Source organism: Heliomarina sp. (assembly GCF_052826185.1).
In genome coordinates, this window is record NZ_JBRBUI010000054.1 from 675,354 (window position 1) to 699,846 (window position 24,493).

Below are 24,493 nucleotides of genomic sequence, written 5' to 3' on the forward strand. Positions count from 1 at the left end.
CCCTCCCAGACGGTGTGTTGTCGCGTAATATTGCGCCGCGCCGAGGGTATTGAAAAGAGGCAGATGCGCAATATTCGCAGCTTGTTATTGCGGGGCCATGGAAATCGGATAGCGTTGGTACATGATCCTAAGTCCCGGACGCCGTTATGTTTTCATCCATATCCCCAAGACCGGAGGGACCTCTCTGGCGCTCGCGCTCGAGGGGCGGGCGATGAAGGATGACATCATGCTGGGCGATACGCCCAAGGCGCTGAAGCGGCGGCACAGGGTCAGCGGCAAGAACACGCGGGGTCGGTTGTGGAAGCATTCCACCCTCGCCGATATCGAGGGTCTGGTGCCGGATCCGGTGATGGACGGGCTGTTCGCCTTTACGCTGGTGCGCAACCCGTGGGACCGGGCGGTGAGCTATTACCACTGGCTGCGCGAACAAGCGTTCGGCCATCCGGCTGTGGCGCTGGCCGGTGCCTTGGATTTCACGGATTTCCTGTGCCATCCGAAAACCTGCGCGGCTTTTGCGGCCTCTCCGGCGGCAAGCTACATGCGGCGCAGCGACGGGCGGGAACATTGCGGCGCTTATATCCGGATCGAAGATTTCGAGCGGGGCTCCAGTGTTTTGTGGGAGCATCTTGGGTTCAAGCTTGATCTGCCGCATGTGAACCGGTCGGACAGGGTGTCGGATTACCGCAGCTATTACGACGATCGCGCCGCAGAAGCGGTTGCCGATTCCTGCGCCGAGGATATCGCGCGTTTCGGGTATCGGTTCGAGGGGGTCTAGACGGGCCGCTCTGGCGGTATCGGTTGAAATGGCAGGGATAGAGCCGAGTGCCCGTTCAGGGAGCCTGATCGCTTGTTGGCAAATGTGAATGCCGGTTAAAATAGCGCGTTTCACATAGAAACGCGCGCTGCATTGGTCACGCCAGTTTGGGAACCCCGGATGGTTTGAACTCTAACGCGGGTCCGTCACCACGTGTTGCCGTCCCCGAAACGCGGCAAATCCCATCAGTCCTGAGAGCAGCAGAATGCCACCCGCAGGCAGCGGGATCACCGGTGTGGGAACCGATTCCGCCACGAAGCTCACAAATTCCCCTTGCACCGTGCCATTGAAGGAAAACCGGGCAACTGCGTCGGGGTCCAATAAGAGCGCCTCGACATCGGCAAAGAGCGTTGGCGCGGGAGCGCCCGGCTTCAGGATCGAAAATGAACCTGCCAGCGTACAGCTCAGGGCAATGCAGTCCGCACCGGCTAGCGAAATTGTGATATTGCTGAAGCTCCCGTTGCTAAAGCGGGCGCCACCCGGGAAACCGAAAATGCTCACATCGGACAGGTCGGAGGTTAGCCCGCCAATCGTCGCCTCTGCGTCGGCGAGAGACTGGGAAAGAGGGGCATCAACATTGATGCCTGTCAAAGGATCTCCGTCAGAGTCCAGTGTGGCGGCATCCAGAAGGAAGGTCACGGTCCCGACCGTCCCGACATCCGGCAAATCGAATGTTGGCGACGGCACGACATCGATGCTTTCGACAACTTGGACGTTGAAAACAAAGGTTGCTGCCATGGCCGGCAGTGCTGTTATTGAAACAGCTGTGGATACCAAAGCCCCGATGATGCTGCGGAATTTCATGCAATAAGCTCCTCTTTAAAGTCGTTCTTTTAACAGGCCATTCGGACCTCGAAGCAGGCCAATGAGTTTGAAAAATTTATTACTTAGAAGTAAAAGATACGCGAACGCCCCTTGGAATGAAAGGCGCGTGTAGGGCCATCGCAGGGCGAACGGCGGGTTACTGCTGTTCGACCAGCACAAGATTTTATCCGGGACGCGGTGTTGAACGTTGGTCAGGCTTTTCGACGCGTGCAATATGCTTGCAGAAGCTCGCGAAAGCCGGGTCGGAGCCCTTGCCGAGGGATCAAACAGTGGGTTATCTGCCGGGACGGGTATTACGGCGGTAGCTACCAAGCTTGCTCAGACCGGGTCGCCCGCGTCCATACGGCTGAGGAAGTCTTCCGCGCCGGTCAGGATCTCATCCTGGCGATCGGACTCCATCTTGTCCCATGTGCGATACATCATGGCCATGCGGGGATTGTCTGAGAACCGGCTGCGATGGCGGGACAGGAAATGCCAATAGAGCAGGTTGAACGGGCATGCGTCTTTTCCGGTTTTTTCCTTTACGGAATAGGAACATTCGGAACAGTAGTCCGACATCCGGTCGATATAGCTGCCCGATGAGACATAGGGTTTGGATGCGACCAATCCGCCGTCGGCGAACTGGCTCATGCCCACGGTGTTCGGGGCCTCGACCCATTCGAAGGCATCGAAGTAGACGGAAAGATACCATTCATGCACCTGGGCAGGGTCGATCCCGGCCAAAAGGGCGAAATTCCCGGTGACCATCAGTCGCTGGATGTGATGCGCGTAGGCTTCCTCATTGGTCTGTTCGACAGTTTTTGAAAGACAGGTCATGCCGGTTTTCTGCCCCCAGTAGAGACCTGGAAGCGCCCGGTCGTGTTCGAGCCAGTTTCTGTTGGCGTAGTCGGGACCTTCATGGAAATAGATCCCGCGCACGAATTCGCGCCAGCCGATGATCTGGCGGATGAAACCCTCTGCAGAATTGAGCGGGGCGTGCCCTTTCTGCCATGCCTTTTCCACCCGGCGGCAGACGTCCAGCGGGTCGAGCAAGCCGATGTTGAGATAGGCAGAGATCAACGCGTGGTAGAGGAACCGGTGCCCGGACAGCATAGCATCCTGATAGTCGCCAAATTGGGGCAGGGCGGTTTCGATGAAATTGTCGAGCACGGCCTCGGCCTCGGTTGCGTCGGTGGCAAAACCAAAGTGGCGTAGTTCGCCGAAGTTGTCGGGAAAGGTCGCTTCGACGAGGTCGAGCACTTCCTGCACGGTTTCGTCCGGTTCGAAATTCAGCGGACTGGGCATGAAGAGATCGGGTTTGGCTGGCTTGCGGTTGTCCTGGTCGAAATTCCATTTGCCCCCGGTTGGCTCATCATCCTCCATCAGAAGTCCCGTCTTGCGACGCATCTCGCGATAGAAATACTCCATGCGCAGCTGTTTGCGCCCGTCCGCCCAAGCGTTGAAATCGGCATGGCTGGCGACAAAACGGTCGTCTTCCAGGATGTCGAGATCGAGCGGCGTGTCCTCCAGCGCCTCGATCAGCCGCCATTCGCCGGGGCGCGTGGCGATCACGCTGGATGCGCCGCTATCAGACGCGCGGCGAAGCAGCTCTCCCGGGATCGACCCGGCGTTGTCCGGATCGTCGAGCCGGGTGTAATCCACCGTCCAGCCGTCGTCGCGAAGCTGTTGCGCGAATTTGCGCATGCAGGCGAAGACCAGCGCGATCTTTTTCGGGTGGTGGGGGACATAGGAGGCCTCGGAGGTCACCTCGGCCATGACGACGCGATCATTTGCCTTGTCTGCCGCGCGGAGCGAGGCAAGCGTCGGGGTGAGCTGGTCGCCGAGAACGAGGACCAGTTTCACCACGGGACTTCCTTTCCAGCCCAGTCGAAGAACCGTCCGTTATCGTTTCGGTCCAGCCCGTCGATCACGCGCAGAAGGTTTTCGGCGGCCTCCGTCGGCGCGACCTTTCTGTGACCGGGATAGTCTTGGGTGAAACTGGTGGCGACCGTCCCGGGATGAAGCGCGACGACGACCGCCGATTTATTCTTTCGCCCGATTTCGATGGCCGCTGTGTGGACGATCTGGTTGGCGGCCGCTTTGGAGGCGCGATAGCTGTACCAGCCGCCGAGGGCATTGTCGCCGATCGAACCCACGCGCGCCGTGAGAACCGCGACGACAGGCCGACCTTCTTGCGCTAGTAAACGGGGGGCATGGCGCAGAACCAGCGCCGGGCCAATCGTGTTGACGGCCAGCAACTCTGCCATTGCCGCCGCGTCGATCTGGTCGAGCGATTTCTCGGGTTGTCCGCCCTGCGGTGCGAGGATGCCTGTTGTGACTAGGATCAGGTCGAAGGGGCCGGTCAGTTCCCCAAGCACGCGGTCGACCGAGTCCGCGTCGGTGACGTCCAGTTGATCGCTGCTGCGCGACAAACGGGTCACCTCGATCTCGCTCTCCTCAAGCCTTTTGGCGATGGCTTTGCCAATTCCCCCGGACGCTCCGATGATCAGGGCCTTTTTCACGCGCTTCTCCCTTTTGGTAGCGCTTGGATCTAGTTCTGATCGGTGGGATTAAAACCCCGGGGATCAGGCCATCGGGGACAGGGGCGTGCGGTCGGAAACGGTCATAGGGGCTCGCAGGATGTGGCCAATGAGGTGATCCCGGTGCGTATCGTTGGACCAAAAGAAAAGGGCGCCACGCGGGCGCCCTTTAGCTTTTGTCGATCAGGCCGCTTTGGCCTCGGGCGAGAAGCGCCCGTAAAAGGTCTGGTTCTTGGACGCCATCTCGCGCAGGAGATCGGGGCATTTGAACCGCTCGCCGAATTTCGCCTCAAGCTGGTCGCAGCGTTCGGCGGCATAGGGCGTGCCGATGATGTCGAGCCAGCTGAACGGGCCACCGGACCACGGCGCAAAGCCCCAGGCGAGGACCGCGCCGACATCGCCTTCGCGAATGTCTTCCAGTACGCCCTCTTCCAGCGCGCGGACAGCTTCGAGCACCTGCGCGAACATCAGCCGTTCCTGAATCTCGATCAGGTCGGGCTGTTCATCGGCCAGCGGGTACTTGTCGTGGATACCTTTCCAGTAGCCCAGACGTTTGCCTTTTTCGTCATAGTCGAAGTAACCGGCCTTGGCCTTTCGGCCCAGACGGCCTTCTTCCTCCATCCAGAACACCAGATTGTCGGCCTCGGACGCGGGGTATTCGTTGCCCATCGCTTCCTTGGTGGCGCGGGTGATCTTGGCGGCAAGGTCGATGCTGGTTTCATCGCCCAGCTGGATCGGACCGACGGGGAAGCCAAGCTGGCGCGCGGCATTGTCGATCAGCACCGGTGCGACACCTTCGGTGACCATGCGGGTCGCCTCGTTGCCGTAGGGGATGATGCAGCGGTTGCAATAGAAGAAGCGCGCATCGTTCACCACGATCGGGGTCTTGCGGATCTGGCGCACGTAGTCGAGCGCCTTGGCCACGGCCCGGTCACCGGTTTCCTTGCCCTTGATGATCTCGACCAGCAGCATCTTCTCGACAGGCGAGAAGAAGTGGATGCCGATGAACTGCTCGGGGCGCTTGGACGCCTTGGCCAGCCCGGTGATCGGCAGGGTCGAGGTGTTGGAGGCAAAGATGCAATCCTCGGGGATGATCGCCTCGACCTTCTGGGTCATCTCGGCCTTGACCTTGGGATCTTCGAAAACGGCTTCGATGATCAGGTCACAGTCTTTCAGCGCGTCGAGATCCGGGGTCGCGTTGATCAGGCCAAGCATCGCCTCTTTCTTTTCGGGCGTGACCTTTTTACGGGAAATGCCTTTGTCGAGATAGGCCTCGGTATAGGCTTTGCCTTTGTCGGCGGCGGCCTGATCCCGGTCGATCAGCACGACCTCCATCCCGGCCTGAGCTGAGACAAGCGCGATGCCCGCGCCCATCATGCCCGCGCCAAGAACGCCCAGCTTTTTCACGCGCTGATCCGGTATACCTTCGGGGCGGACCGCGCCTTTTTCCAGAGCTTCCTTGTTCACGAAAAGCGAGCGGATCATTGCGCCCGAAGAGGGGTTCATCAGCACATGGGTGAACCACCGCGCCTCGATCTTGAGCGCCGTGTCAAACGGAACAAGCGCACCCTCGTAGACCGCGCTCAGCAGCGCCTTGGCCGCCGGGAAGGCGCCCTGCGTCTTGCCGTTGACCATGGCGTTCGCGCCCACGAAGGTCATGAAACCTGCCGGGTGGTAAGGCGCGCCGCCGGGCATCTTGTAGCCCTTGGCATCCCAAGGTTTCAGGATGTCTGCGTCGGTCGCGTTCAGCACCCATTCGCGTGCAGCGGCAACCGGATCGGCGACAACCTCGTCGATTACGCCCGCGCCTTTGGCTTTGGCCGGTTCCAGCATCTTGCCTTCGAGCAGCAGCGGCGAAGCTGCCATCGCGCCAAGCTTGCGCACCAGTCGCGTGGTGCCGCCCGCGCCGGGGAAGATTCCGACCATGATTTCGGGCAGGCCGATCCGTGCCTTGGGATTGTCGGCGACAAAGATGCGGTGGGTGGCCAGCGGCAGTTCCAGACCGATACCGGCCGCGGTGCCGGGCAGGGCGGCGGCAATCGGTTTGCCGCCCTTGTTGGTTTTCGGATCCATTCCGGCGCGCTCGATCTTGCGCAGCAGGGCGTGCATTTCCATCGTGCCCTCGAAGAGCCCTTTGGCCGGATCGTCGCCCGCGCTTTCCTTGAGCGTCGCAAGCAGGTTCAGGTCCATGCCACCGGCAAAGGAGCCTTCCTTGCCCGAGGTGATGACCACGCCTTTTACCGCATCATCCGCCAGCGCGTCATCGATGCAGGATTCCAGTTCCTTCAACCCGTCGATCGACATGACATTCATCGTCTTGCCGGGGCAGTCCCAGGTGATCAGAGCGACGCCATCGGCGCCTTTTTCCATCGTGAAATCAGTCATTTGATGTCTCCTCTTTCCCGGCTTACACGCGTTCGATGATGGTGGCCGCGCCCATGCCCGAGGCGATGCAAAGCGTCGCCAGACCGGTTTCCTTGTCGGCGCGTTCCATTTCGTCCAGCAGGGTGCCGATGATCATCGCCCCGGTCGCGCCCAGCGGGTGGCCCATCGCGATGGAGCCGCCGTTCACGTTGACCTTGTCGCTATCCACATCGAAGGCCTGCATGAAGCGCAGCACGACAGCGGCAAAGGCCTCGTTCACCTCAAACAGGTCGATGTCCTTGATGTCCATACCGTTGTCGGCGAGGATCTTCTGCGTCACCGGGACAGGTCCGGTCAGCATGATGGTCGGATCGGTGCCGATCTTGGCGGTTGCCCTGATGCGGGCGCGGGGTTTCAGCCCGTATTTCTCACCGAATTCCTTGTTGCCGATCAGCACGGCGGCGGACCCGTCTACGATGCCAGAAGAATTTCCCGCGTGGTGGATGTGGTTGATCTTTTCCAGATGCGGGTATTTCAGCATCGCCACCTTGTCAAAGCCGGGCATGACTTCGCCCATCGCCTGGAACGAAGCATTCAGCGCACCAAGGCTTTGCATGTCGGTCTGGGGGCGCATGTATTCGTCATGATCGAGGATCGGCAGACCGTTCTGGTCGCGCACGGTGATCACCGATTTGTCGAAACGCCCGTCGTCCCAGGCGGCCTTTGCGCGGCGCTGGGATTCCACGGCCAGCGCATCGGCCTCGTCGCGGGTAAACCCGTATTCGGTGGCGATGATGTCAGCGGAAATGCCCTGCGGCACAAAGTATTTCTCCATCGCCAGTGTCGGGTCGACGGCAATGGCCGCCCCGTCGCTGCCCATGGCCACGCGGCCCATCATCTCGACGCCGCCCGCGATATAGGCATCGCCAGCACCACCCTTGACTTGGTTTGCGGCTAGGTTGACCGCCTCCATGCCCGAAGCGCAGAACCGGTTGATTGCGAGACCGGGGATCGATTCATCGAGATCCGAGGCAAGCACCGCCGAGCGTGCAAGGCAGCCACCCTGTTCCGTCACCTGGGTAACATTGCCCCAGATCACGTCCTCGACCGCATGGCCATCAAGATTATTGCGCTCTTTCAGCGCGTTCAGCGTCAGGGCGGAAAGGCGCAGCGAGGTCACCTCGTGCAGGGCGCCGTCCTTGCGGCCCTTGCCCCGTGGCGTGCGCAGCGCGTCATAAATGTAAGCGTCGGTCATATGGTCCTCCTTAGGCCCGGTCGGCAGGCGATCCGGGCATCAAGTCATAGGGGTGTTTCCAGCCCGGCTGTTCGCTGAGGCGCGCCAGCCAGGTATTGATATGAGGCCAGTCCTTGCGGTCGAAACCGAAGGGTTCCGGGTAATAGAGATACCCGCAGCAGGAAAGGTCCGCATTGGTGACGTCGCTGCCCACGATCCAGTCGCGCTCTGCGAGATGGTCGTTCAGCGTCGCATAAGCCGATTTCAGGCGGCCGAGGTTGAAAGAGATTACATCTGCCGGTCGTTTGTCCTCGGGCAGGAAGTTCATGAGAAAACGGGTCAAACCGGCCATGGAACTGAGCTTGTGGTTGTCCCAAAGCACCCAGCGCAAAACGTCGTATTTCTCGGCCTGATTCTTGCCTGCGAATTTGCCCGATTTGTCGGACACATACTGCTGGATAACGCCCGACTGGCTGAGGCGGATATCTCCATCGATCATCACAGGCGCTTCGCCCATGTTGTTGACGGTGCTCCGGTAGTCCGGGCTGCGCGTCGCGCCGTTGAAAAAATCAACGTAAACCGGTTCCCAGTCGAGGCCCGAGAGTTGCAGCGCTATCGCGGCCTTGTAGGAATTGCCGCTTTCACCGAAACAGTGCAGCTGGATCGTCATCGTTCAAGCCCTCCCAAGGCGTGTGCTGAGATGTCGGAATTTCCGTATTTGAAACGAGAAGAAGCACAGGGTGCGTTTCTTTCGTAACCTTGTCTTAAAGTTTTAGGTGTCAAGTGAGAGCTGCGGTACAGGCTGCCGAGCCGATGACCGCACGAGGAGAAGCCCCGCGGCCCCGCTCGAGTGACGGAGAGTCGGATCGGCGCCGGGTCGCGGGGTGAACGCATACAGCCTTTCTTCTCGTTCCAAATACGGCCGCCGGAGGCGGGAGCAAGGGGGCAGGTTGCGGGACGCTGCTGTGTCAAAGCGACCTCGCAATCAACTCTTTCATGATCTCGTTGGTGCCCCCGTAGATGCGCTGGACGCGGGCATCTGCCCACATGGCGCCGACCGCATATTCCATCATGAAACCGTAGCCGCCGTGTAGCTGTACGCATTCGTCAAGCACCTCGCATTGGGTGTCCGAGGACCAGTATTTGATCATTGCGGCTTTTTCGACGCTCAGCTTGCCTTCGAGGTGTTCTAGCATGCATTCGTTGAGGAAAGCGCGGGAAACCATCGTTCTCGTCTTGCATTCGGCAAGCTTGAAGCGGGTGTTCTGGAACTGGGTAAGAGGGCCGTTGAAGGCCTGTCGTTCCTTGCAATAATCGATCGTGCGCTCGACTGCGCCTTCCATTGCGCCCTGCGCGGTGCAGGCGATGGTCAGACGCTCCTGTGGCAACTGGCTCATCATCTGGTAGAACCCCTGTCCCTCTTCGCCGCCAAGGACGTTTTCGGGCGGGATTTCCACGTTATCGAAGAAGAGCTCCGAGGTATCTGCGGCATGCATGCCGACCTTCTCAAGATTTCTGCCACGCTGGAAGCCGCTGGCACCGTCGGTTTCAAGGACCACCAGCGACACGCCTTTTGCCCCGAGGGACGGGTCCGTTTTGGCAGCCACGACGATCAGGTTCGCGTGCTGGCCGTTCGAGATGAATGTTTTCTGACCGGAGAGCTTGTAGGAATTCCCATCACGGATCGCCTTTGTCTTGATGTTCTGTACGTCTGACCCGGTTGAGGGTTCGGTCATTGCAAGAGCGCCGACCAGTTCGCCGGAGACCATTTTTGGCAACCAGCGTTGTTTCTGTTCTTCGCTGCCATAGGCCAAGATGTAATGCGAGACGATCGGGCCGTGGATGGCCGCGCCCCAGCTGGCGAGGTTCGCGCGGGCGGCTTCGATGAGGATCGCGGCTTCGTGGCCGAAATCCCCGCCGGCGCCGCCATATGCTTCGGGAATGGAGGGGCAGAGCAGGCCGAGCGCACCGGCTTCCTGCCAGATCTCGCGATCCATCTGACCCTGATGGCGCCATTTCTCGAATTTCGGGGCCCATTCGCGATTGATTAACTGGGCCGTCATATCGGCGAGCATGTGATGATCGTCGCTCATCCACGCGCTTGTTGCCGAGAACGTATTTTTCATTGTGCCTTTCCTCCCCTGGCATTCGACCGGCTGTCCCGCGCTGGGCGGGGCGCGCCTTTCTTTCATGCAGTGAACGCGAAACCGGTCTGGTGGCATCTGCAGGCGGGATCCGATAAACGGAAAACCTCCGGCAGCGCCATCGAACCGGAACAATGCGCAGTTTCGCATTAACAGGTTGCGTCTTTCTTGAGTTCTCCTCTTGCCGGGAAGCCGGGCGGCGTACCGCCCGGTTCGCAGGAACGGGGTTCAGAAATTCGCTGCTTCCAGCGCCATGACCGTGTCGGCACCGCTCTGGATGCGCGAGAGGTGCAGAGCCGTCGCCGGGAGCTGGCGCGCCATGTAGTAACGACCGGTGGCGAGCTTGGTTTCATAGAACTCCTTGTCCGAGGCGCCATCGGCGAGCGCGGTCATAGCGGCCTTGCCCATCTGCGCCCAGACAAGCCCCAAGCAGACATGACCGAACATGTGCATGAAGTCATAGGACCCGGCCAGCGCGTTGTTCGGGTTCTTGATTCCTTCGGCCATGAAATACATGCCTGCGGCCTGAAGGTCTTTCGAGGCCTTCTTGAGCGGCTCGAGAAAGTCCTTGTCGAACGCTTCGTCCTGACCCGAGTTCTCTTTGATGTAGTTCTTGACCAGATCGAAGAAGGCCATCACGTGTTTGCCACCATCGACAGCCAGCTTGCGGCCCACAAGGTCCAGCGCCTGCACGCCGTTGGCACCTTCGTAGATCATCGCGATGCGGGCATCGCGGGTGAACTGCGACATGCCCCATTCCTCGATATAGCCGTGACCGCCGTAGATCTGCTGGGCCTTGACGGTCATGTCGTAGCCCTGATCGGTGAGGAAGCCCTTGATGACCGGGGTCAGCAGCGACACCAGGCCGTCGGCATCCTTGTCGCCTGCACGGTGGGCGCGGTCGATCATGCTGGCGCCCCAGAGGATGAAGGCGCGGGCACCTTCGGCGAAGCTTTTCTGGTCCATCAGCGAACGACGGATGTCGGGATGCACGATCAGCGGATCGGCCGGGCCATCGGGGTTCTTGACGCCGGTCACGTCGCGGCCCTGAAGGCGGTCCTTGGCATATTCAAGCGCGTTCTGGAACGCGACCTCGGCCTGCGACAGGCCCTGCATGCCGACGCCGATGCGGGCTTCGTTCATCATGGTGAACATCGCGCGCATGCCCTTGTGCTCTTCGCCGAGCAGGTAACCGGTGGCCTCGTCGTAATTCATCACGCAGGTCGAGTTGCCGTGAATGCCCATTTTCTCTTCGATCTTGCCGCAGGCGACGCCATTGCGCGCGCCAAGGCTGCCGTCCTCGTTGACGAGGAATTTGGGCACGATGAAGAGGGACACGCCCTTGATGCCTTCCGGCGCGCCGGTGATCTTGGCCAGAACGAGGTGGATAATGTTGTCGGCCATCTCGTGCTCGCCTGCCGAGATAAAGATCTTCTGGCCGGAAATCTTGTAGCTGCCGTCATCCTGCGGTTCGGCCTTGGTGCGCATCAGGCCAAGATCGGTGCCGCAATGCGGTTCGGTCAGGTTCATTGTGCCAGTCCATTCGCAGGACACCATGTTGGGAAGATAGGTGTTCTTCTGCTCGTCCGACCCGTGGGCAAGAATGGCCGAAGCCGCGCCGTGGGTCAGGCCTTGGTACATGGTAAAGGCCTGGTTGGCGGAGGAGAACATTTCACCCACGGCGGTGTTCAGCACGTAGGGCATGTTCTGGCCACCATATTCCTCGGGCATGTCGAGCCCGGGCCAGCCGCCTTCCTTTACCTTGTCAAAGGCTTCCTTGAAGCCCGTGGGGGTACGAACGACGCCGTTTTCCAGCTTGCAGCCTTCGGTATCGCCCACCGCGTTCAGCGGCTGGAGCACCTCGGAGCTGATCTTGCCGGCCTCTTCGAGGATGGCATTGGTAAACTCGGGCTCAAGTTCTTCGTAGCCCGGAACATCGGCCTGCGTGACTTTCAGCACCTCGTGCAGAATGAATTGCATATCCTTTGTAGGGGCAGTGTAACTTGGCATATGGGCGCTCCGTCTTAGCTGGTTTGCGTCGTTGTGGGGGGAAGGAAGGGCCGCCTTATTCGGCGGCCTGCTTCGGGTTTTCGTCGGCCTGCATGATCTTTTCGGCCCAGCTCATCTGCTCCTGGAGGTCCGAAATGGCCGCGTCGAGTTCATCGCGCTGGCGCTGCATGTCGGCCAGTCTTTCGCAGGCGACCTCGTAGGTCTTGCGGATCTGCGTCTGTTGCTGGTCATCGATGTGATAGAGGTCCAGCAACTGGCGCACCTGCTCCAGCGAAAAGCCAAACCTCTTGGCCCGCAGGATCAGCTTGAGCCGCGCGCGGTCACGCTTGGTGAACAGCCGCTTCTGTCCCTGGCGGACCGGAAACAGAAGTTCTTTGGATTCGTAGAACCGCAAGGTACGTGCGGTGACGTCGAAGACGTCGCACATTTCGCGGATGGTCAGGAATTTTTCTGTCATCATGTCTTATTGCTCGTGTGGGTTGTGTTCTCGCGAAATGATGATCTGGGCGCCTCATTACAACGAAAGTTGACGTTCACGTAAGTTGAACGTCACGTCATTTCACAAACGGCGCAAGAGAATTTCTTCAGCCTTGGCTGTCAGGAAATATTTTACCTAAGGGAATGTGGAATTCGCGCAGGAAACGGCAAGTGTGAGGGGCGGAATCGACTCAGTCGATCTCTGATTCAGCCTCACTGCGAAGCTTGCGAAGCTCGCTCATCGCTTCTTCGATCTGCTGTTTCTGCTCCGCAAGGTCCACGAGCTGGCGATCGGCCATTTCGACAAAGGCCCGCATCTGCGGTTTTGTGCCGTCTTTCTCGTATATCAGTAGCCACTGACGGATATCTTCCAGCTGAAAGCCGAATCTGCGCCCGCGCAGGATCAGCTTCATCCGGGCAATTTCACGTGGTCCGTAATGGCGCGTGCGCCCCTCGCGGTGGGGGTGGATGAGTTCAATATATTCGTAATAGCGCAGGGTTCTTGGCGTAACGTCGAACCGCGCGCACATTTCTTTGAAACTCAGGTTAACGTCGGCCATCGGATTTCTCTGCTTGCATAGTTCAAAGGTTAAGGCCGCAGGCGCGTAGACGCAACCAGCGGGCTTGCCCTTTGGGGAAGGGTTTGATCATAAGGTGATGACAGCAGGAAAACAGGAACGCGGCATGTCTGAAAAAACCGAACTGGCCCAACAGTTCATTCACGCCCTGCCGCATGCGCGTGAACTCGGCCTGAAGATTACCCAACTTGGGGCCGGATATGCCGAAATGACGATGCCCTATGACGAACGTCTTGTCGGCGATCCGCAGACAGGTGTCCTGCATGGCGGTGCGGTTTCCACGGTGATCGATACCTGCTGCGGCACGGCGGTCATGAGCCATCCGGACGCGCGGGGCATAACAGCAACGATCGATCTTCGTATTGAATACATGCGTGCGGCGACGCCGGGACAGTCGATTGTCGCCCGCGCCACCTGCCATCACATCACCCGCAACGTCGCTTTTGTCGAAGCGACTGCCGTGGACGATGATACCGACGTGCCGGTGGCGCGCGCCTCGGGGTCGTTCACCGTGGGAGAAGCATGATGGCGCGTGCCCGTCCCGAACCGGTCCAGGTCGTCAAGCAACGCCGGGACGGGGCCCTGTCCGCTCTGGTCGAGGGGGTGCCTTACGTGCGCTTTCTGGGCATCGATTTCGACCGGCGTGGCGACGAACTGACGGGCGTTCTGCATTTTTCCGAGAAACTGATCGGCAATCCGATGCTGCCTGCCATCCATGGCGGGGTTACGGCGGCCTTTCTCGAGGTGACATCGATCATTTCGCTCAGCTGGGCCTATCTTTGGCCCGATATCGAAAGCGGCGCGCTGGATCTGTCCGAGGTCACGCCGATAACCATGCCACGGCTGCCTAAGACAATCGGATTCACCGTCGATTACCTGCGCACCGGTTTACCGCGCGACGCTTATGCCCGCGCGACGGTGACCCGGCAGGGACGGCGCTATGCCTCGGTCCGTGCCGAGGCCTGGCAGGACAATCGCGACAAGCTCTTTGCGCAAGGGTCCGGCCACTTCCTCATGCCGCCGGCTGTGTCGGTGGCCGATGACTGAAACGGTCGCGCCTACGCCACCGAAGCCGATCACACATCGCCGCGTTCTGAACATCGCGGCGCCTATCGTTCTGTCCAACGTAACGGTGCCGATCCTTGGGATCGTTGATACCGGCGTTGTCGGGCAGATAGGCGAGGCCGCCCCGATTGGCGCGGTTGGGATCGGCGCGATCATCATCACGACGCTTTACTGGTTTTTCGGCTTCCTGCGGATGGGCACGACCGGGCTGACGGGGCAGGCCGAAGGAGCAGGCAATAGCCGAGAAGTGACCGCGATCTTGATGCGGGCGCTGCTGATCGGCGTTTCTGCCGGTGTCGTGCTGATTCTGTTGCGACTGCCGCTGCTCTGGGGCGCATTCATGCTCTCTCCCGCGTCGGAAGAGGTAGAAACTCTCGCGCGGTCCTACATGTCGATCCGGATCTGGTCGGCCCCTGCCGCCATCGCGATATTCGGCATCACCGGCTGGCTGATCGCGCTCGAGCGGACACGTGCCGTTCTTGCGATACAGCTCTGGATGAACGGGCTGAACGTACTGCTGGACCTGTGGTTCGTACTGGGGCTTGACTGGGGCGTGTCCGGTGTCGCCATCGCGACGTTTCTGGCCGAGTGGTCCGGTCTGGTGCTGGCGCTCTGGTTCTGCCGAGGTGCTTTCCACGGCCCGGACTGGCGCGACCGGTCGTCGATCTTCGATCCGGTGGCCTTGCGCCGGATGATGGTCGTGAACAGCGATATCCTTGTCCGATCACTGCTGTTGATGTCGGTGATGGTTTCCTTCCTGTTCCTCGGCGCCGATTTCGGAGACGTGACGCTGGCCGCTAACCAGATCCTGTTGCAGTTCATCGAGATAACCGCCTGCTTCCTTGATGGTTTTGCCTTTACGGCCGAGGCGTTGGTTGCGCAGGCGATTGGCCGAAAAAGCATCCCGCGACTGCGCCGTTCCATCGTGATGGCGTCGGTATGGGCCGTCGTAGGGGCGTTTCTGCTTGGCGCTGCATTCGCATTGTTTGGCGGGATGATCGTGGACACGATGGCAAAGGTGCCCGACGTACAGGCAGAGGCACGGGTATACCTTGCCTATATGGTCGCCGTGCCCGTTCTGGGCGTGGCAAGCTGGATGCTGGACGGTGTTTTCATTGGCGCGACTCGCACCGGCGATATGCGCAACATGGCCTTTATCTCCACCGGAGCTTACGCCATTGCGGTTGTGGTGCTGGTGCCGATCTGGGGCAATCACGGCTTATGGATGGCTTTCCTGCTGTCCTACGTCGCGCGGGGCCTGACGCTTGCGGCGCGCTACCCCGCGCTGGAACGTGGTGTCGCTCCTGATTAAGGGCAGACTTCCCGAAAAATATCACGCTGTTACCTGCGGGGAGACAATCTATCGGGTGCCGGTTCCTGCATTTCCTGCAAATTTTAGCAGTAATTGTGCAATCGGTTCAGAACCTTCGAAGCGACATAGCTGATAAACGGCGAACAAGAATCCGCTCCGGTTTCCTGAAATCGTTTGTTTCCAGTTCCTTGGCTTATGGATAGGCGCTGTCTCGCGACTCCTTAGGGCAGCGATGCATGCCCGTAAAACCCCGAAATCACCGCCCATTGCACCTTTGATATGCGCGACGTCAGAGCATTTCCGACTTCACCGAAATTTAAGCCTTTGCCCCCAGTTTCACCGGCATCAGCGCAATGCCCAGTTATCGAATGGACAATTCAATGAAAAAGACACTTCTTTCGACCGCATTTGTTTTCGCGGCATCCCTTGTCAATGCGGCAGAGCCGGACGCAGGGATGGTCGATTTTGTAAATTCCACCGCGCGCGCATGGTTCCAGACGGATGAAGCGCAGGCCGCGATCAAGGCCAGCAACGCAGAACATGCTTCAGTGTCGGAGGAGAAACTGATTCAACTCGACCGGGAATGGCGGGATCAGGTCGGACAATCCGACCAACCGCTGATCGCATCCATTATGGACTCGTCCTTTTCGGATACGCTGCGCGCCCATGCCGAGGCAAGCCAGGGCGTCATCAGTGAAATCATCGTTATGGACAATCGGGGCATGAATGTCGCCCTGAGTTCGGTGACCTCTGACTTTTGGCAGGGTGACGAAGCGAAGTATCTCGAGACGTATCCGCGTGGTGCCGATGCGATGCATGCCGGCGATATCGAACTGGATGAATCCAGCCAGACTTATCAGGTTCAGGTTTCTTTCACGGTTACAGATTCTGCCACGGGCAATGCGATCGGCTGCGTCACCATTGGCTTGAACGCCGAAGCATTCTGAAAATGAAAACAAGTGAAGCCAGAGGCCATCGGAGAAATTGATGTCGGGCAAGGTAAAATTAAAAGGTTTGCAGTCCATTTTCGCAAAGATAGCGATTGTAATTATTCTTTCCATGGCAGTCGTCGTCGCCACCATAACTTTTGTTGAAGATCATTTCACCGAACGGCTTACAGCAGAGATCATTTCTGAGATGGCGTCGTCGAAAACGGTGCTAGTTGGTGAAAACATCGCTGGCGCTGTCAAGTTCGGTAAGGGTGACATTGCGACAGCCGCCCTCGAACAGATGAAAGAAAACTCGGACGGACAGCTTCTGGGATTCGTCGCGCTCAATCAGGCCGGTGAAGTCCTTGCGAATGGATCGAGCGAGGGGCTGGACAATGCCGAATTGATGCAACTTGCACGCCGGGCGTTGGAGCTCAAAGAAGAAGCCCGGTCGGAAAATGGACACCTGATCGCGACACCTGTTCAATTTGGGGCCAATGGCGATGTGGTCGGAGCCGTCGCAACAGGTTGGACGCCGGACGTCATCCTCGCAAAACAATCTGAAGCAGCCCAGACTGCGCTGCTGGCTGCAGGGGCGGTGTTCCTTTTGTCGGTCATATGTTCGATGTTGATCTTCGGACGCTCGATCATCACGCCAATCAAGAAATGCACTCGCGCCATCAAATCGATGGCCAATACGAATTACGACATAGAAATTCCCGGGTTAAAGCGCGGCGACGAGATCGGCGAAATCGCGAATTCGCTGGAAACGCTTAGAAAAGAGCTTGCGACGGCACAAGCCGCACAGGTCGATACAGCCTTCAAAAGCGCGGGTTTCATGTCAGCTTCTGCCGCGATCATGATCACGGATCAGGAAATGAGAATAAACTATGTCAATCCAAAACTCACCGCGTTCTTCGAAACGCATATTGAGGAATTGCGAAAGACGATACCCGATATGCATCCGGACAAGTTGGTTGGAAAGTCGATTGAAGATTTCCACGGCGTCACCGGGTTTCGCGGCGATGCCCAACAGATCAAAAGACGACTGGCAGCGCTGGGGGGCCAAGAGTTCCAGGCCATTGTTCAGTTTGGAGAGTCGCGGATTTCGCTAAAAGCGAGTACCGTCTATCAGGATAACGGCGAAGCCATCGGCTATGTCTTGGAATGGGAAGACGTTACCCAGCAGTTCATCAACAACGCAATTATAGACGCGATCGACGCGAACCAGGTAAAAGCGCAGTTTGACATCACTGGAGATTGTTTAAGTTGTAACAAGCTGTTTTCAAAAGCCAGTGGCGTCAGCGTTGAAAGTTCCAGGCAGCTGAAACTGCAAACCCTGGTGTCCACCGCCGAAGATGCATCGAGCGAAAAAACTGACCTCGTTTCCTATGTATTGAACGAAAAGCCTTACATTGGGCAGTTTCAGATTGCGGGAACGGATGGGGGAAAGACGACAATCGACGGCAGCCTGAGTTGCGTCAGAAACCACAAAGGAGATCCGATCCGGATATTGTTACTTGGCAAGGATGTCACCGAATCCGAAGCGGAACTCAAGGCGTCACGACGAGAGCGTGTCGAAAATGAGCGTAGTCAAAACCAAGTTGTTGAAGAACTGCGCATCGGCCTCAGCAAGCTAAGTGGTGGAGATCTTACCTCAATCATTTCTACGCCTTTTCATGAAAAGTATGAAGAGCTTAGGTCTGATTTCAACCAGGCGGTACAAAATCTCGCTAAAGCAATGAACGAGATAGCCGAAGATGCCGAAAACATCCACAACGAAGCGCGCGACATCAGTACGACTGCTGACGGTTTGTCGAAACGAACCGAGAGCACCGCTGCGACGCTAGAGCAAACCGCGGCGGCTCTAGATGAATTGACCAGTTCCGTCAACGAAACAGCAGGCGGCGCGGCGAAGGCGGACCAAGCGGTAACAGCTGCTAAGGGTAATGCTGAAGAAAGTGGAAAAGTCGTACTGGATACGGTCGCCGCTATGGATCAAATCGCTGATTCATCCGAGCGAATAACATCAATCATCAAGGTGATCGACGATATCGCCTTCCAAACCAATTTGTTAGCTCTGAATGCGGGTGTAGAAGCCGCAAGAGCAGGAGACGCTGGAAGGGGCTTCGCCGTTGTGGCTTCAGAGGTCAGAGCGCTAGCTCAGCGTTCTTCTGATGCCGCCAGGGAAATCAATGAGCTTATCGAGAAGAGCGGATCTAAGGTTAAAACCGGTGTGGATTTAGTCGGAAAAACGGGCGTTGCGTTGCAGCAAATTGTTGGGTCCGTTTCGGAAATATCCAAATTGGTTGCGAATATAGCCGAATCCTCTCGTCAACAATCAGAGAATCTAACCGAAATTAACTCTTCGCTGTCTCAATTGGATCAATCAACTCAGCAAAACGCTGCGAGATTGGAGGAAACTACAGCAGCCAGCGAGTCGCTCAGGAATGATGCTGTTTCGCTTGTAAACACTGTTTCGCATTTCAGGTTGTCCAAAGCGGATCGGATTGAGGCTAAAGGCAGTTTAAAGCTGCATCAAGAAAAGCAGGGAAAGCTAGAGCCAAATCGAAAGCCGAGTAAGGTCGCGAGTTCGGGTTATAGTAAAGGGTCGCAGGTCGAAAAAATAAAAGACGAGTGGGAAGATTTTTAGAAGTGGAAATTTTGTAAGCTGAGGACTGAATGATTGGAAGAGAAAAATAAGCTATTAGGCGCTGATACCAAAAATGTACACCACGTAATTCAAGGCGAATATTTTGTTTCAGACGATCCGTCCATTGTTTTAACAACAATTTTGGGATCCTGTGTCGCAACATGTCTCTGCGATCCCGTCGCAAAAGTTGGAGGTATAAATCATTTCTTGCTTCCAAACGGAGATGGCAAAGGCGGGATGGAGTTTCGGTATGGAATTCTTTCCATGGAGCTATTGGTTAACGGTTTACTGAAAATGGGCGCAAGTAAGGCAAGATTGGAGGCGAAAATATTTGGAGGGGCGGCAATGAACAATGGTCTAGCACGCATCGGAGAATCGAATAGCCGGTTTGCGTTGAGCTATTTAAATGACGAGAACATTAAATGCCTTTCTAAAAGTTTAGGTGGGAGCAATGCGAGGAGAGTGAGGTACATTCCGACGACAGGCCAAGCTCAGCAAATGTTGGTATCGGAGCAAGCTACAGAGGAATTAAATTACAGTAAAAAGTTGGCAAAAGTTGAGCCTGACGTAACTCTATTCTAGGGGCTGAAAGAAATGAAGAATATTAAGCTAAGCGAAAAAATGGATTTAAAATACGCGGACGAGCTTAAGTCAGAGTTAATTGAAAGTCAAGGCTTGGATGTAAATTTGGATGGAGCTCATGTGTCTGCCATGTTTGCGACATGTTGCCAAGTGCTAGTAGCTGCAAAAATAGCATGGATAGATAGGGGTAAAGTCTTATCAATTAGCCCTTCAGAGAACATGATAAGAGATCTAGAGACGCTTGGCGCAAAGAAATTTTTAATTGCCGAGGAAATTAAGTTATGACGGTGAAGGTTCTAGCGATCGATGATTCGAAGACGATAAGGGAGATGCTGAGGCACACATTGTCACAAGGTGGATTCGAGGTTTACGTTGCGGATGATGGAGTTGATGGTTTGGAGAAGCTTGAATGCATAGGGCCGGATGTAGTGATAACGGACATAAATATGCCGCGGCTCGATGGTTTTGGAGTAATTGAGAAAATTCGATCTCAAGCAGTTTATTCAGCTCTTCCAATACTGGTGCTGACGACGGAGAGTGCACAAGATTTGAAGCAAAGGGCAAAGAATAGTGGGGCGACAGGATGGGTCGTTAAGCCCTTTGATGATGAAAAATTAATTCATGCTATAAAAAGAATTACAGTCGGGTAGCGAGATGAGTTCTTCAGCAGAAATAAGGCAGACTTTCTTTCAAGAGTGTGATGACCTTCTTGAAGCTCTGGATGACGGTCTTTGTGAAATTGACGAAGGGGTGTCAGATTTATCTTTCGATCCAGAAACAGTTAATGCTGTTTTCCGATCAGTGCACTCAATTAAGGGAGGCGCTGCAGCTTTTGGGTTGGATCAGCTGGTTCAGTTCGCTCATCAATTTGAAACAGTTCTCGATTCGATGCGTTCCGGAAGTTTGACTGTAAACGAAGAAGTTTTGAAATTATGTCATAGAGCGGCAGATTGCCTAAATGACTTAGTTGTTGCAGGTCGCGATGATATCAATCCACCGGAAAATGTAAGCCAAGATTTGGTTGAGAAGCTTGCAAATTTAGTTCCAAATAAAACAGAAAATGCAAGTGTTCAAAGTGAAGGGGCAAGTGACGATTTCAGCTTTGCCCCAACTTCAATTTCAATAATTGATGAGGTTCGAGAAGCGGTTTCCGCTGGTTCGACTTATATAGTGAAGTTGCGCCCTCACAAAAGTCTCGCGTCAAGCGGCAATGATCCGCTCTTGCTATTTAGAGAGCTATCAGAGCTTGGTGACTTAAAAGTGTCAGCAGACTTTGCAGAGGTAAAATCGCTTGAGAACCTTCAGGTTGAGGAATGCCGAATAACTTGGGTGCTGGAGATCAATACAAATTTCGGTGAGGCGGAGATCCGAGAGGTTTTCGAATTCGTCGATGGAATGTGTGATCTTGATATTTCCAAGCTGAACTCGACTGTTTTGCAAGATGATCCATATTCAAGTACGAACCAGTCCGAGGTTGGTGCAAATCCTGAAAATGACGCTAATGTCCCCAGCGGAAGCGACCCGGTTGGGCGTGGGAAGAGTGGTGCTGTGGGCGGGGCTGCCAATGCTACGGTTCGTGTAAATCTTGAGTTGGTTGATAGGTTAATAAATATGGTAGGGGAGCTGGTAATAAACCAGGCGGTGCTGACCCAGTGTATTGATGACGCAGGTGTGTTGGATAATGGTGAGCTATCTACCAGTCTCGCAGAGTTCAAAAATTTGGCGCGCGATATTCAAGAAAGCGTTATGGCAATTAGAGCGCAGTCTGTTAAGCCGTTGTTTCAACGAATGGCGAGGATTGTCAGGGAAGCGTCGGAACTATCGGGAAAAGAAGCGCTCTTCGAGACAGAGGGAGAAACAACAGAAGTGGACAAGACTATTATTGAGCGTCTTGTCGATCCATTAACTCACATGATCAGAAATGCCGTTGATCATGGGTTGGAGGCTCCAGAACTGAGAAGGTCGGTGGGCAAATTAGAGACAGGCAAAGTGAAATTGTCTGCAGCGCACCGATCGGGCCGCGTTATCATCGAGGTATCTGACGATGGAGCCGGAATAAACAGAGAAAAGGTTTTCAATATTGCTGTAGAAAAGGGTCTTATACCGGCTGATTCTTCATTGAAGGACAGTGAAATTGACAATTTGCTTTTTCTTCCAGGGTTTTCAACAGCAGAAAAGGTTTCTAATCTCTCCGGTCGAGGGGTTGGTATGGATGTCGTCCGGAGCGCAATTCAAAAATTGGGTGGAAGGGTAAATATATTCTCTAAACCCGGCGCCGGTACAACGATGTCAATTAGCCTGCCGCTGACTCTTGCCGTTTTGGACGGTATGGTTGTGGATGTTGCTGGGCAGACTATGGTTGTTCCTATAACAGCTATTGTCGAAACACTCCGTCCCGACCCAGACGACATACATAAATTAGGAAGTGATAATACAGTCGTTTCGGTTCGAAACAAACTGGTTCCGGTCGTTGATCTAGGTGTCGTATTCGGTCACCGATCTTCTGCCGTATCTTTGTCGGAAATGGTTTTGCTCTTGGTTGAGTCTGACGATGCTACGAGTTGGGCCTTGGCTGTAGATCAAATATTTGATCAAAGACAAGTTGTAATTAAAGGACTCGAGTCAAATTATGGGTATGTACCTGGTGTTGCTGCTGCAACAATTTTGGGCGATGGAAATATAGCTCTTATTATTGATCCCGAAGAAACTGCGCGTCGCTCCGATGAGGCGGGGGAATCGCTGAATATTCTTGCCATGGAGGGAAAGTAGATGTCTGAACCTGCACTGTCTCAATCCGGTCATCGTGAGCTCGTCACCTTTCGAGTCGGTAATCAGGATTTTTGTATTGATATTATGCTAGTTAGAGAAATACGTGGCTGGACGCCCGCCACGATATTGCCGCACGCTCCATCATACGTTTTAGGAGTGATAAACTTGAGGGGGTCTGTTGTCCCCATAGTGGACTTGTCGGCTCGTCTGGGTCTCCAAGCTTCGGTACCTGACGACCGGCATGTTATTGTAATAGCTGTAATTGATAGTCAAACCGTTGGTTTTCTTGTTAGCTCTGTTTCGGACATTATAAGTATTGATCAAGTGGATATTCAAGGAACGCCAGACGTAACATCAGAAACGACTAGGGCTTTCATCGAAGGCGTTATAGTTACTGATGAGCGAATGTTGCGAGTTATTGATATAAAAACAGTTCTTCCAAAGTCGGTTGAAAAACGGCTGCATGATGAATAGCTTGAATACAACCTCAGGGAGATCCAGCGCGGCTTCTGATGTTTCTTACACTTCAGAGGATTTTACTCGAATATCAGAAATTTTGCATTCCATATCTGGTATCAAAATGCCGGAATCCAATGAGGCATTGGTTTTTTCAAGGTTGTCTAGAAGGGTTCGAAACTTGGGCTTGGGCGGCTTCAGGGATTACATAAATATTCTGGAATCAGGGGGCGACATCGAAGAAAAAGAGTATATGGTTTCTGCCTTAACAACTAATACGACTAGATTCTTTCGTGAGGATTACCATTTTGCAACTTTCTCTGATGATGTGCTGCCTTCGTTGGTTTCCAGGGCTCGTAAGGGAGAGCGTATTAGGATTTGGTCTGCGGGATGTTCTTCCGGGGAGGAGCCGTATTCGATCGCGGCTTGCATATTGAAATCATTTCCAGATGCATATCGTTTCGATTTCAGGATATTGGGCACAGATATTAATAAATCCGTTTTAAGTGTTGCGGAGAAAGGTGTTTACGAGAAATCTGTCTTAAATTCTTGCGGGCATCATCTTATTGCGGATGTATTTGAGGATGAAGTAGGGGTTAGCGGGCGCTTATCGGTGCGTGAGGATCTTAGAAAGTTGATTACCTTTCGCTACATGAACTTTATGGATCCATGGCCGGTTCGAGGTCCATTTTCAACTATTTTCTGCCGAAATGTGATGATTTACATGGAGAACGATGTTCAAAGCATGGTCTGGAAGGGGATGTCGAAAATTCTAGAGCCGGAAGGTTACCTCTTTATCGGGCATTCGGAGCGAATAGGTGACGAGTTAAAAAGTGAACTTGAACTTGTCGGAAAGACCACTTTTCGAAAATTAGAAAAAAAGTAAAGAGGTGATTAAATGGCTTTGAGGGATTCTCTTCAGATTTTGGTTGTTGATGATATGGCGACTAGTCGGAGCTTGATCATTATGGCTTTGGAGGAAATTGGGATAAAGAAAATAGATTTTAGTGTTGATGGGAAGTCAGCCTTGCAGTCATTGTCAGCGCGTCCCGCGCATCTGGTGATTTCAGACTACAATATGCCTGAAATGGATGGTTTGCATCTTTTGCACGCGTTGAGGAATGGTCCTGCGACAAAAGGCATTGGGTTCATACTAGTAAGCGGCAGAGTTGATCAAAAGATTATCTCAACGGGGAAGCAGCTCGGAATGAATAACTTTATACAAAAGCCATTTACTACTCCGCAAATGAAAGACTGTATTCAGGCAGTTGTTGGCCCATTGTAGGAATGCCCAAAGTAGAAATTGCTCCAGTTGCAATGGGTCCCTTGTTGTCACGGGTGTCTGTTCAACTTCAAGAGCTACAAAGAAATGGAAGAGTTGTTGAGGATGCGATCGCACGGTCTTTGTTGGGGGATGAACTCTCGATCAAGGAAAATCTGACGAATCTCCAGGGTATAGATTCTATTGTTCAAGTCCTCGGAGAGTTGGAAAAGTATATCGGTAACCTTGCGGATCAGGCATGTAGCGATCATTTAGTTGATATCAATGTGTCGGTTCAGGAAATTAAGCTTAGAGACCTGGCTCGAAACTTGGTGGGTCCACTTACGGAAGCCATTGTTGACGAAGACGGCGGGGTTAGTGGTGAAGTGGACCTGTTCTAATTAGCGCTTCTTTTCTAACGTATGAACTTAGTATCCTTTGTGTGCTAATGATTGGTGGTTCCCTTTTCTCGGATCGATGTGGTATTAAATTGGTTCCACC

The 24,493-nt window shown here is 55.1% G+C and carries 24 protein-coding genes; 14 read left to right on the forward strand and 10 right to left on the reverse strand.

The genetic code is table 11. The features are described 5' to 3' along the window. Nucleotides 1-121: 121 nt before the first annotated feature. Nucleotides 122-775, forward strand: coding sequence for a sulfotransferase family 2 domain-containing protein (locus ACU0FH_RS21490; protein ID WP_446196727.1), 654 nt, complete (start codon nt 122-124; stop codon nt 773-775). Between the two features lie 171 nt (nt 776-946). Here ACU0FH_RS21490 and ACU0FH_RS21495 read toward each other — a convergent pair whose 3' ends face one another. From ACU0FH_RS21495 to ACU0FH_RS21540, 10 genes are all read right to left on the reverse strand, one after another. Then, a complete protein-coding gene (locus tag ACU0FH_RS21495) occupies nt 947-1,618 on the reverse strand; it encodes a VPLPA-CTERM sorting domain-containing protein (protein WP_446196728.1) in 672 nt (223 codons plus the stop codon). 339 nt (nt 1,619-1,957) lie between these two features. After that, nucleotides 1,958-3,484: a cryptochrome/photolyase family protein gene (locus tag ACU0FH_RS21500; RefSeq protein WP_446196729.1), complete on the reverse strand. Its 1,527-nt coding sequence runs from the start codon at nt 3,482-3,484 to the stop codon at nt 1,958-1,960. Then, entirely contained in the window at nt 3,478-4,140 is a 663-nt protein-coding gene (locus ACU0FH_RS21505; RefSeq protein ID WP_446196730.1) for an SDR family NAD(P)-dependent oxidoreductase, read from the reverse strand. Before ACU0FH_RS21505 ends, ACU0FH_RS21500 begins: the two co-directional genes overlap by 7 nt. Before the next feature lie 201 nt (nt 4,141-4,341). Then, complete coding sequence (locus ACU0FH_RS21510) at nt 4,342-6,543, reverse strand: 3-hydroxyacyl-CoA dehydrogenase NAD-binding domain-containing protein (protein WP_446196731.1); 2,202 nt, start codon at nt 6,541-6,543, stop codon at nt 4,342-4,344. 22 nt (nt 6,544-6,565) lie between these two features. Next, nucleotides 6,566-7,777 carry an acetyl-CoA C-acetyltransferase gene (locus tag ACU0FH_RS21515; protein ID WP_446196732.1) on the reverse strand — a complete coding sequence of 404 codons (1,212 nt, stop codon included), beginning with the start codon at nt 7,775-7,777 and terminating at the stop codon, nt 6,566-6,568. Between the two features lie 10 nt (nt 7,778-7,787). Next, the gene (locus ACU0FH_RS21520) at nt 7,788-8,426 is read right to left on the reverse strand and encodes a glutathione S-transferase family protein (RefSeq protein WP_446196733.1); all 639 of its coding nucleotides are present in this window, start codon (nt 8,424-8,426) and stop codon (nt 7,788-7,790) included. Nucleotides 8,427-8,724: 298 nt separating this feature from the next. Next, nucleotides 8,725-9,882, reverse strand: coding sequence for an acyl-CoA dehydrogenase family protein (locus ACU0FH_RS21525; protein ID WP_446196734.1), 1,158 nt, complete (start codon nt 9,880-9,882; stop codon nt 8,725-8,727). 246 nt (nt 9,883-10,128) lie between these two features. After that, nucleotides 10,129-11,910, reverse strand: coding sequence for an acyl-CoA dehydrogenase C-terminal domain-containing protein (locus ACU0FH_RS21530; RefSeq protein WP_238370155.1), 1,782 nt, complete (start codon nt 11,908-11,910; stop codon nt 10,129-10,131). A 55-nt stretch (nt 11,911-11,965) separates the two neighbouring features. Next, nucleotides 11,966-12,367 (reverse strand): MerR family transcriptional regulator, encoded by a 402-nt coding sequence (locus ACU0FH_RS21535; RefSeq protein WP_088634893.1) that lies wholly within the window; start codon nt 12,365-12,367, stop codon nt 11,966-11,968. 211 nt (nt 12,368-12,578) lie between these two features. Beyond that, a complete protein-coding gene (locus ACU0FH_RS21540; protein WP_446196735.1) occupies nt 12,579-12,947 on the reverse strand; it encodes a MerR family transcriptional regulator in 369 nt (122 codons plus the stop codon). A gap of 124 nt (nt 12,948-13,071) precedes the next feature. Here ACU0FH_RS21540 and ACU0FH_RS21545 point away from each other — a divergent pair, with 124 nt between their 5' ends. The 13 genes from ACU0FH_RS21545 (at nt 13,072) to ACU0FH_RS21605 (ending at nt 24,393) form a co-directional block, all read left to right on the forward strand. Further along, entirely contained in the window at nt 13,072-13,491 is a 420-nt protein-coding gene (locus tag ACU0FH_RS21545; protein ID WP_446196736.1) for a PaaI family thioesterase, read from the forward strand. Further along, nucleotides 13,491-14,012: a PaaI family thioesterase gene (locus ACU0FH_RS21550; protein WP_446196737.1), complete on the forward strand. Its 522-nt coding sequence runs from the start codon at nt 13,491-13,493 to the stop codon at nt 14,010-14,012. The genes ACU0FH_RS21545 and ACU0FH_RS21550 overlap by 1 nt, the downstream gene beginning before the upstream one ends. After that, nucleotides 14,005-15,342 carry an MATE family efflux transporter gene (locus tag ACU0FH_RS21555; protein WP_446196738.1) on the forward strand — a complete coding sequence of 446 codons (1,338 nt, stop codon included), beginning with the start codon at nt 14,005-14,007 and terminating at the stop codon, nt 15,340-15,342. The genes ACU0FH_RS21550 and ACU0FH_RS21555 overlap by 8 nt, the downstream gene beginning before the upstream one ends. Nucleotides 15,343-15,722: 380 nt before the next feature. Further along, a complete protein-coding gene (locus ACU0FH_RS21560) occupies nt 15,723-16,289 on the forward strand; it encodes a hypothetical protein (RefSeq protein WP_446196739.1) in 567 nt (188 codons plus the stop codon). 40 nt (nt 16,290-16,329) lie between these two features. Next, nucleotides 16,330-18,924 carry a methyl-accepting chemotaxis protein gene (locus tag ACU0FH_RS21565; RefSeq protein WP_446196740.1) on the forward strand — a complete coding sequence of 865 codons (2,595 nt, stop codon included), beginning with the start codon at nt 16,330-16,332 and terminating at the stop codon, nt 18,922-18,924. Nucleotides 18,925-18,957: 33 nt separating this feature from the next. Further along, nucleotides 18,958-19,506, forward strand: a complete 549-nt coding sequence (locus ACU0FH_RS21570) for a chemotaxis protein CheD (protein WP_446196741.1) — start codon at nt 18,958-18,960, stop codon at nt 19,504-19,506. Nucleotides 19,507-19,518: 12 nt separating this feature from the next. Continuing rightward, the gene (locus ACU0FH_RS21575; protein ID WP_446196742.1) at nt 19,519-19,791 is read left to right on the forward strand and encodes an STAS domain-containing protein; all 273 of its coding nucleotides are present in this window, start codon (nt 19,519-19,521) and stop codon (nt 19,789-19,791) included. Beyond that, entirely contained in the window at nt 19,788-20,156 is a 369-nt protein-coding gene (locus tag ACU0FH_RS21580; RefSeq protein ID WP_446196743.1) for a response regulator, read from the forward strand. Before ACU0FH_RS21575 ends, ACU0FH_RS21580 begins: the two co-directional genes overlap by 4 nt. Nucleotides 20,157-20,160: 4 nt before the next feature. Next, complete coding sequence (locus ACU0FH_RS21585) at nt 20,161-22,275, forward strand: chemotaxis protein CheA (RefSeq protein WP_446196744.1); 2,115 nt, start codon at nt 20,161-20,163, stop codon at nt 22,273-22,275. After that, entirely contained in the window at nt 22,276-22,749 is a 474-nt protein-coding gene (locus tag ACU0FH_RS21590) for a chemotaxis protein CheW (RefSeq protein WP_446196745.1), read from the forward strand. Then, the gene (locus ACU0FH_RS21595) at nt 22,739-23,617 is read left to right on the forward strand and encodes a protein-glutamate O-methyltransferase (RefSeq protein WP_446196746.1); all 879 of its coding nucleotides are present in this window, start codon (nt 22,739-22,741) and stop codon (nt 23,615-23,617) included. Before ACU0FH_RS21590 ends, ACU0FH_RS21595 begins: the two co-directional genes overlap by 11 nt. A 12-nt stretch (nt 23,618-23,629) precedes the next feature. Further along, nucleotides 23,630-24,016 carry a response regulator gene (locus tag ACU0FH_RS21600; protein ID WP_446196747.1) on the forward strand — a complete coding sequence of 129 codons (387 nt, stop codon included), beginning with the start codon at nt 23,630-23,632 and terminating at the stop codon, nt 24,014-24,016. Between the two features lie 2 nt (nt 24,017-24,018). Next, the gene (locus tag ACU0FH_RS21605; protein WP_446196748.1) at nt 24,019-24,393 is read left to right on the forward strand and encodes a hypothetical protein; all 375 of its coding nucleotides are present in this window, start codon (nt 24,019-24,021) and stop codon (nt 24,391-24,393) included. The last annotated feature ends 100 nt before the right edge of the window (nt 24,394-24,493 follow it).

What these genes read in the sequence shown, in the direction of transcription:
- ACU0FH_RS21490 (WP_446196727.1), top strand. Translation starts at nt 122, where the DNA reads ATGATCCTAAGTCCCGGACGCCGTTATGTTTTCATCCATATCCCCAAG.
- ACU0FH_RS21495 (WP_446196728.1), bottom strand. Translation starts at nt 1,618, where the DNA reads ATGAAATTCCGCAGCATCATCGGGGCTTTGGTATCCACAGCTGTTTCA.
- ACU0FH_RS21510 (WP_446196731.1), bottom strand. Translation starts at nt 6,543, where the DNA reads ATGACTGATTTCACGATGGAAAAAGGCGCCGATGGCGTCGCTCTGATC.
- ACU0FH_RS21515 (WP_446196732.1), bottom strand. Translation starts at nt 7,777, where the DNA reads ATGACCGACGCTTACATTTATGACGCGCTGCGCACGCCACGGGGCAAG.
- ACU0FH_RS21520 (WP_446196733.1), bottom strand. Translation starts at nt 8,426, where the DNA reads ATGACGATCCAGCTGCACTGTTTCGGTGAAAGCGGCAATTCCTACAAG.
- ACU0FH_RS21525 (WP_446196734.1), bottom strand. Translation starts at nt 9,882, where the DNA reads ATGAAAAATACGTTCTCGGCAACAAGCGCGTGGATGAGCGACGATCAT.
- ACU0FH_RS21530 (WP_238370155.1), bottom strand. Translation starts at nt 11,910, where the DNA reads ATGCCAAGTTACACTGCCCCTACAAAGGATATGCAATTCATTCTGCAC.
- ACU0FH_RS21535 (WP_088634893.1), bottom strand. Translation starts at nt 12,367, where the DNA reads ATGACAGAAAAATTCCTGACCATCCGCGAAATGTGCGACGTCTTCGAC.
- ACU0FH_RS21540 (WP_446196735.1), bottom strand. Translation starts at nt 12,947, where the DNA reads ATGGCCGACGTTAACCTGAGTTTCAAAGAAATGTGCGCGCGGTTCGAC.
- ACU0FH_RS21545 (WP_446196736.1), top strand. Translation starts at nt 13,072, where the DNA reads ATGTCTGAAAAAACCGAACTGGCCCAACAGTTCATTCACGCCCTGCCG.
- ACU0FH_RS21550 (WP_446196737.1), top strand. Translation starts at nt 13,491, where the DNA reads ATGGCGCGTGCCCGTCCCGAACCGGTCCAGGTCGTCAAGCAACGCCGG.
- ACU0FH_RS21555 (WP_446196738.1), top strand. Translation starts at nt 14,005, where the DNA reads ATGACTGAAACGGTCGCGCCTACGCCACCGAAGCCGATCACACATCGC.
- ACU0FH_RS21560 (WP_446196739.1), top strand. Translation starts at nt 15,723, where the DNA reads ATGAAAAAGACACTTCTTTCGACCGCATTTGTTTTCGCGGCATCCCTT.
- ACU0FH_RS21565 (WP_446196740.1), top strand. Translation starts at nt 16,330, where the DNA reads ATGTCGGGCAAGGTAAAATTAAAAGGTTTGCAGTCCATTTTCGCAAAG.
- ACU0FH_RS21575 (WP_446196742.1), top strand. Translation starts at nt 19,519, where the DNA reads ATGAAGAATATTAAGCTAAGCGAAAAAATGGATTTAAAATACGCGGAC.
- ACU0FH_RS21580 (WP_446196743.1), top strand. Translation starts at nt 19,788, where the DNA reads ATGACGGTGAAGGTTCTAGCGATCGATGATTCGAAGACGATAAGGGAG.
- ACU0FH_RS21585 (WP_446196744.1), top strand. Translation starts at nt 20,161, where the DNA reads ATGAGTTCTTCAGCAGAAATAAGGCAGACTTTCTTTCAAGAGTGTGAT.
- ACU0FH_RS21590 (WP_446196745.1), top strand. Translation starts at nt 22,276, where the DNA reads ATGTCTGAACCTGCACTGTCTCAATCCGGTCATCGTGAGCTCGTCACC.
- ACU0FH_RS21595 (WP_446196746.1), top strand. Translation starts at nt 22,739, where the DNA reads ATGATGAATAGCTTGAATACAACCTCAGGGAGATCCAGCGCGGCTTCT.
- ACU0FH_RS21600 (WP_446196747.1), top strand. Translation starts at nt 23,630, where the DNA reads ATGGCTTTGAGGGATTCTCTTCAGATTTTGGTTGTTGATGATATGGCG.
- ACU0FH_RS21605 (WP_446196748.1), top strand. Translation starts at nt 24,019, where the DNA reads ATGCCCAAAGTAGAAATTGCTCCAGTTGCAATGGGTCCCTTGTTGTCA.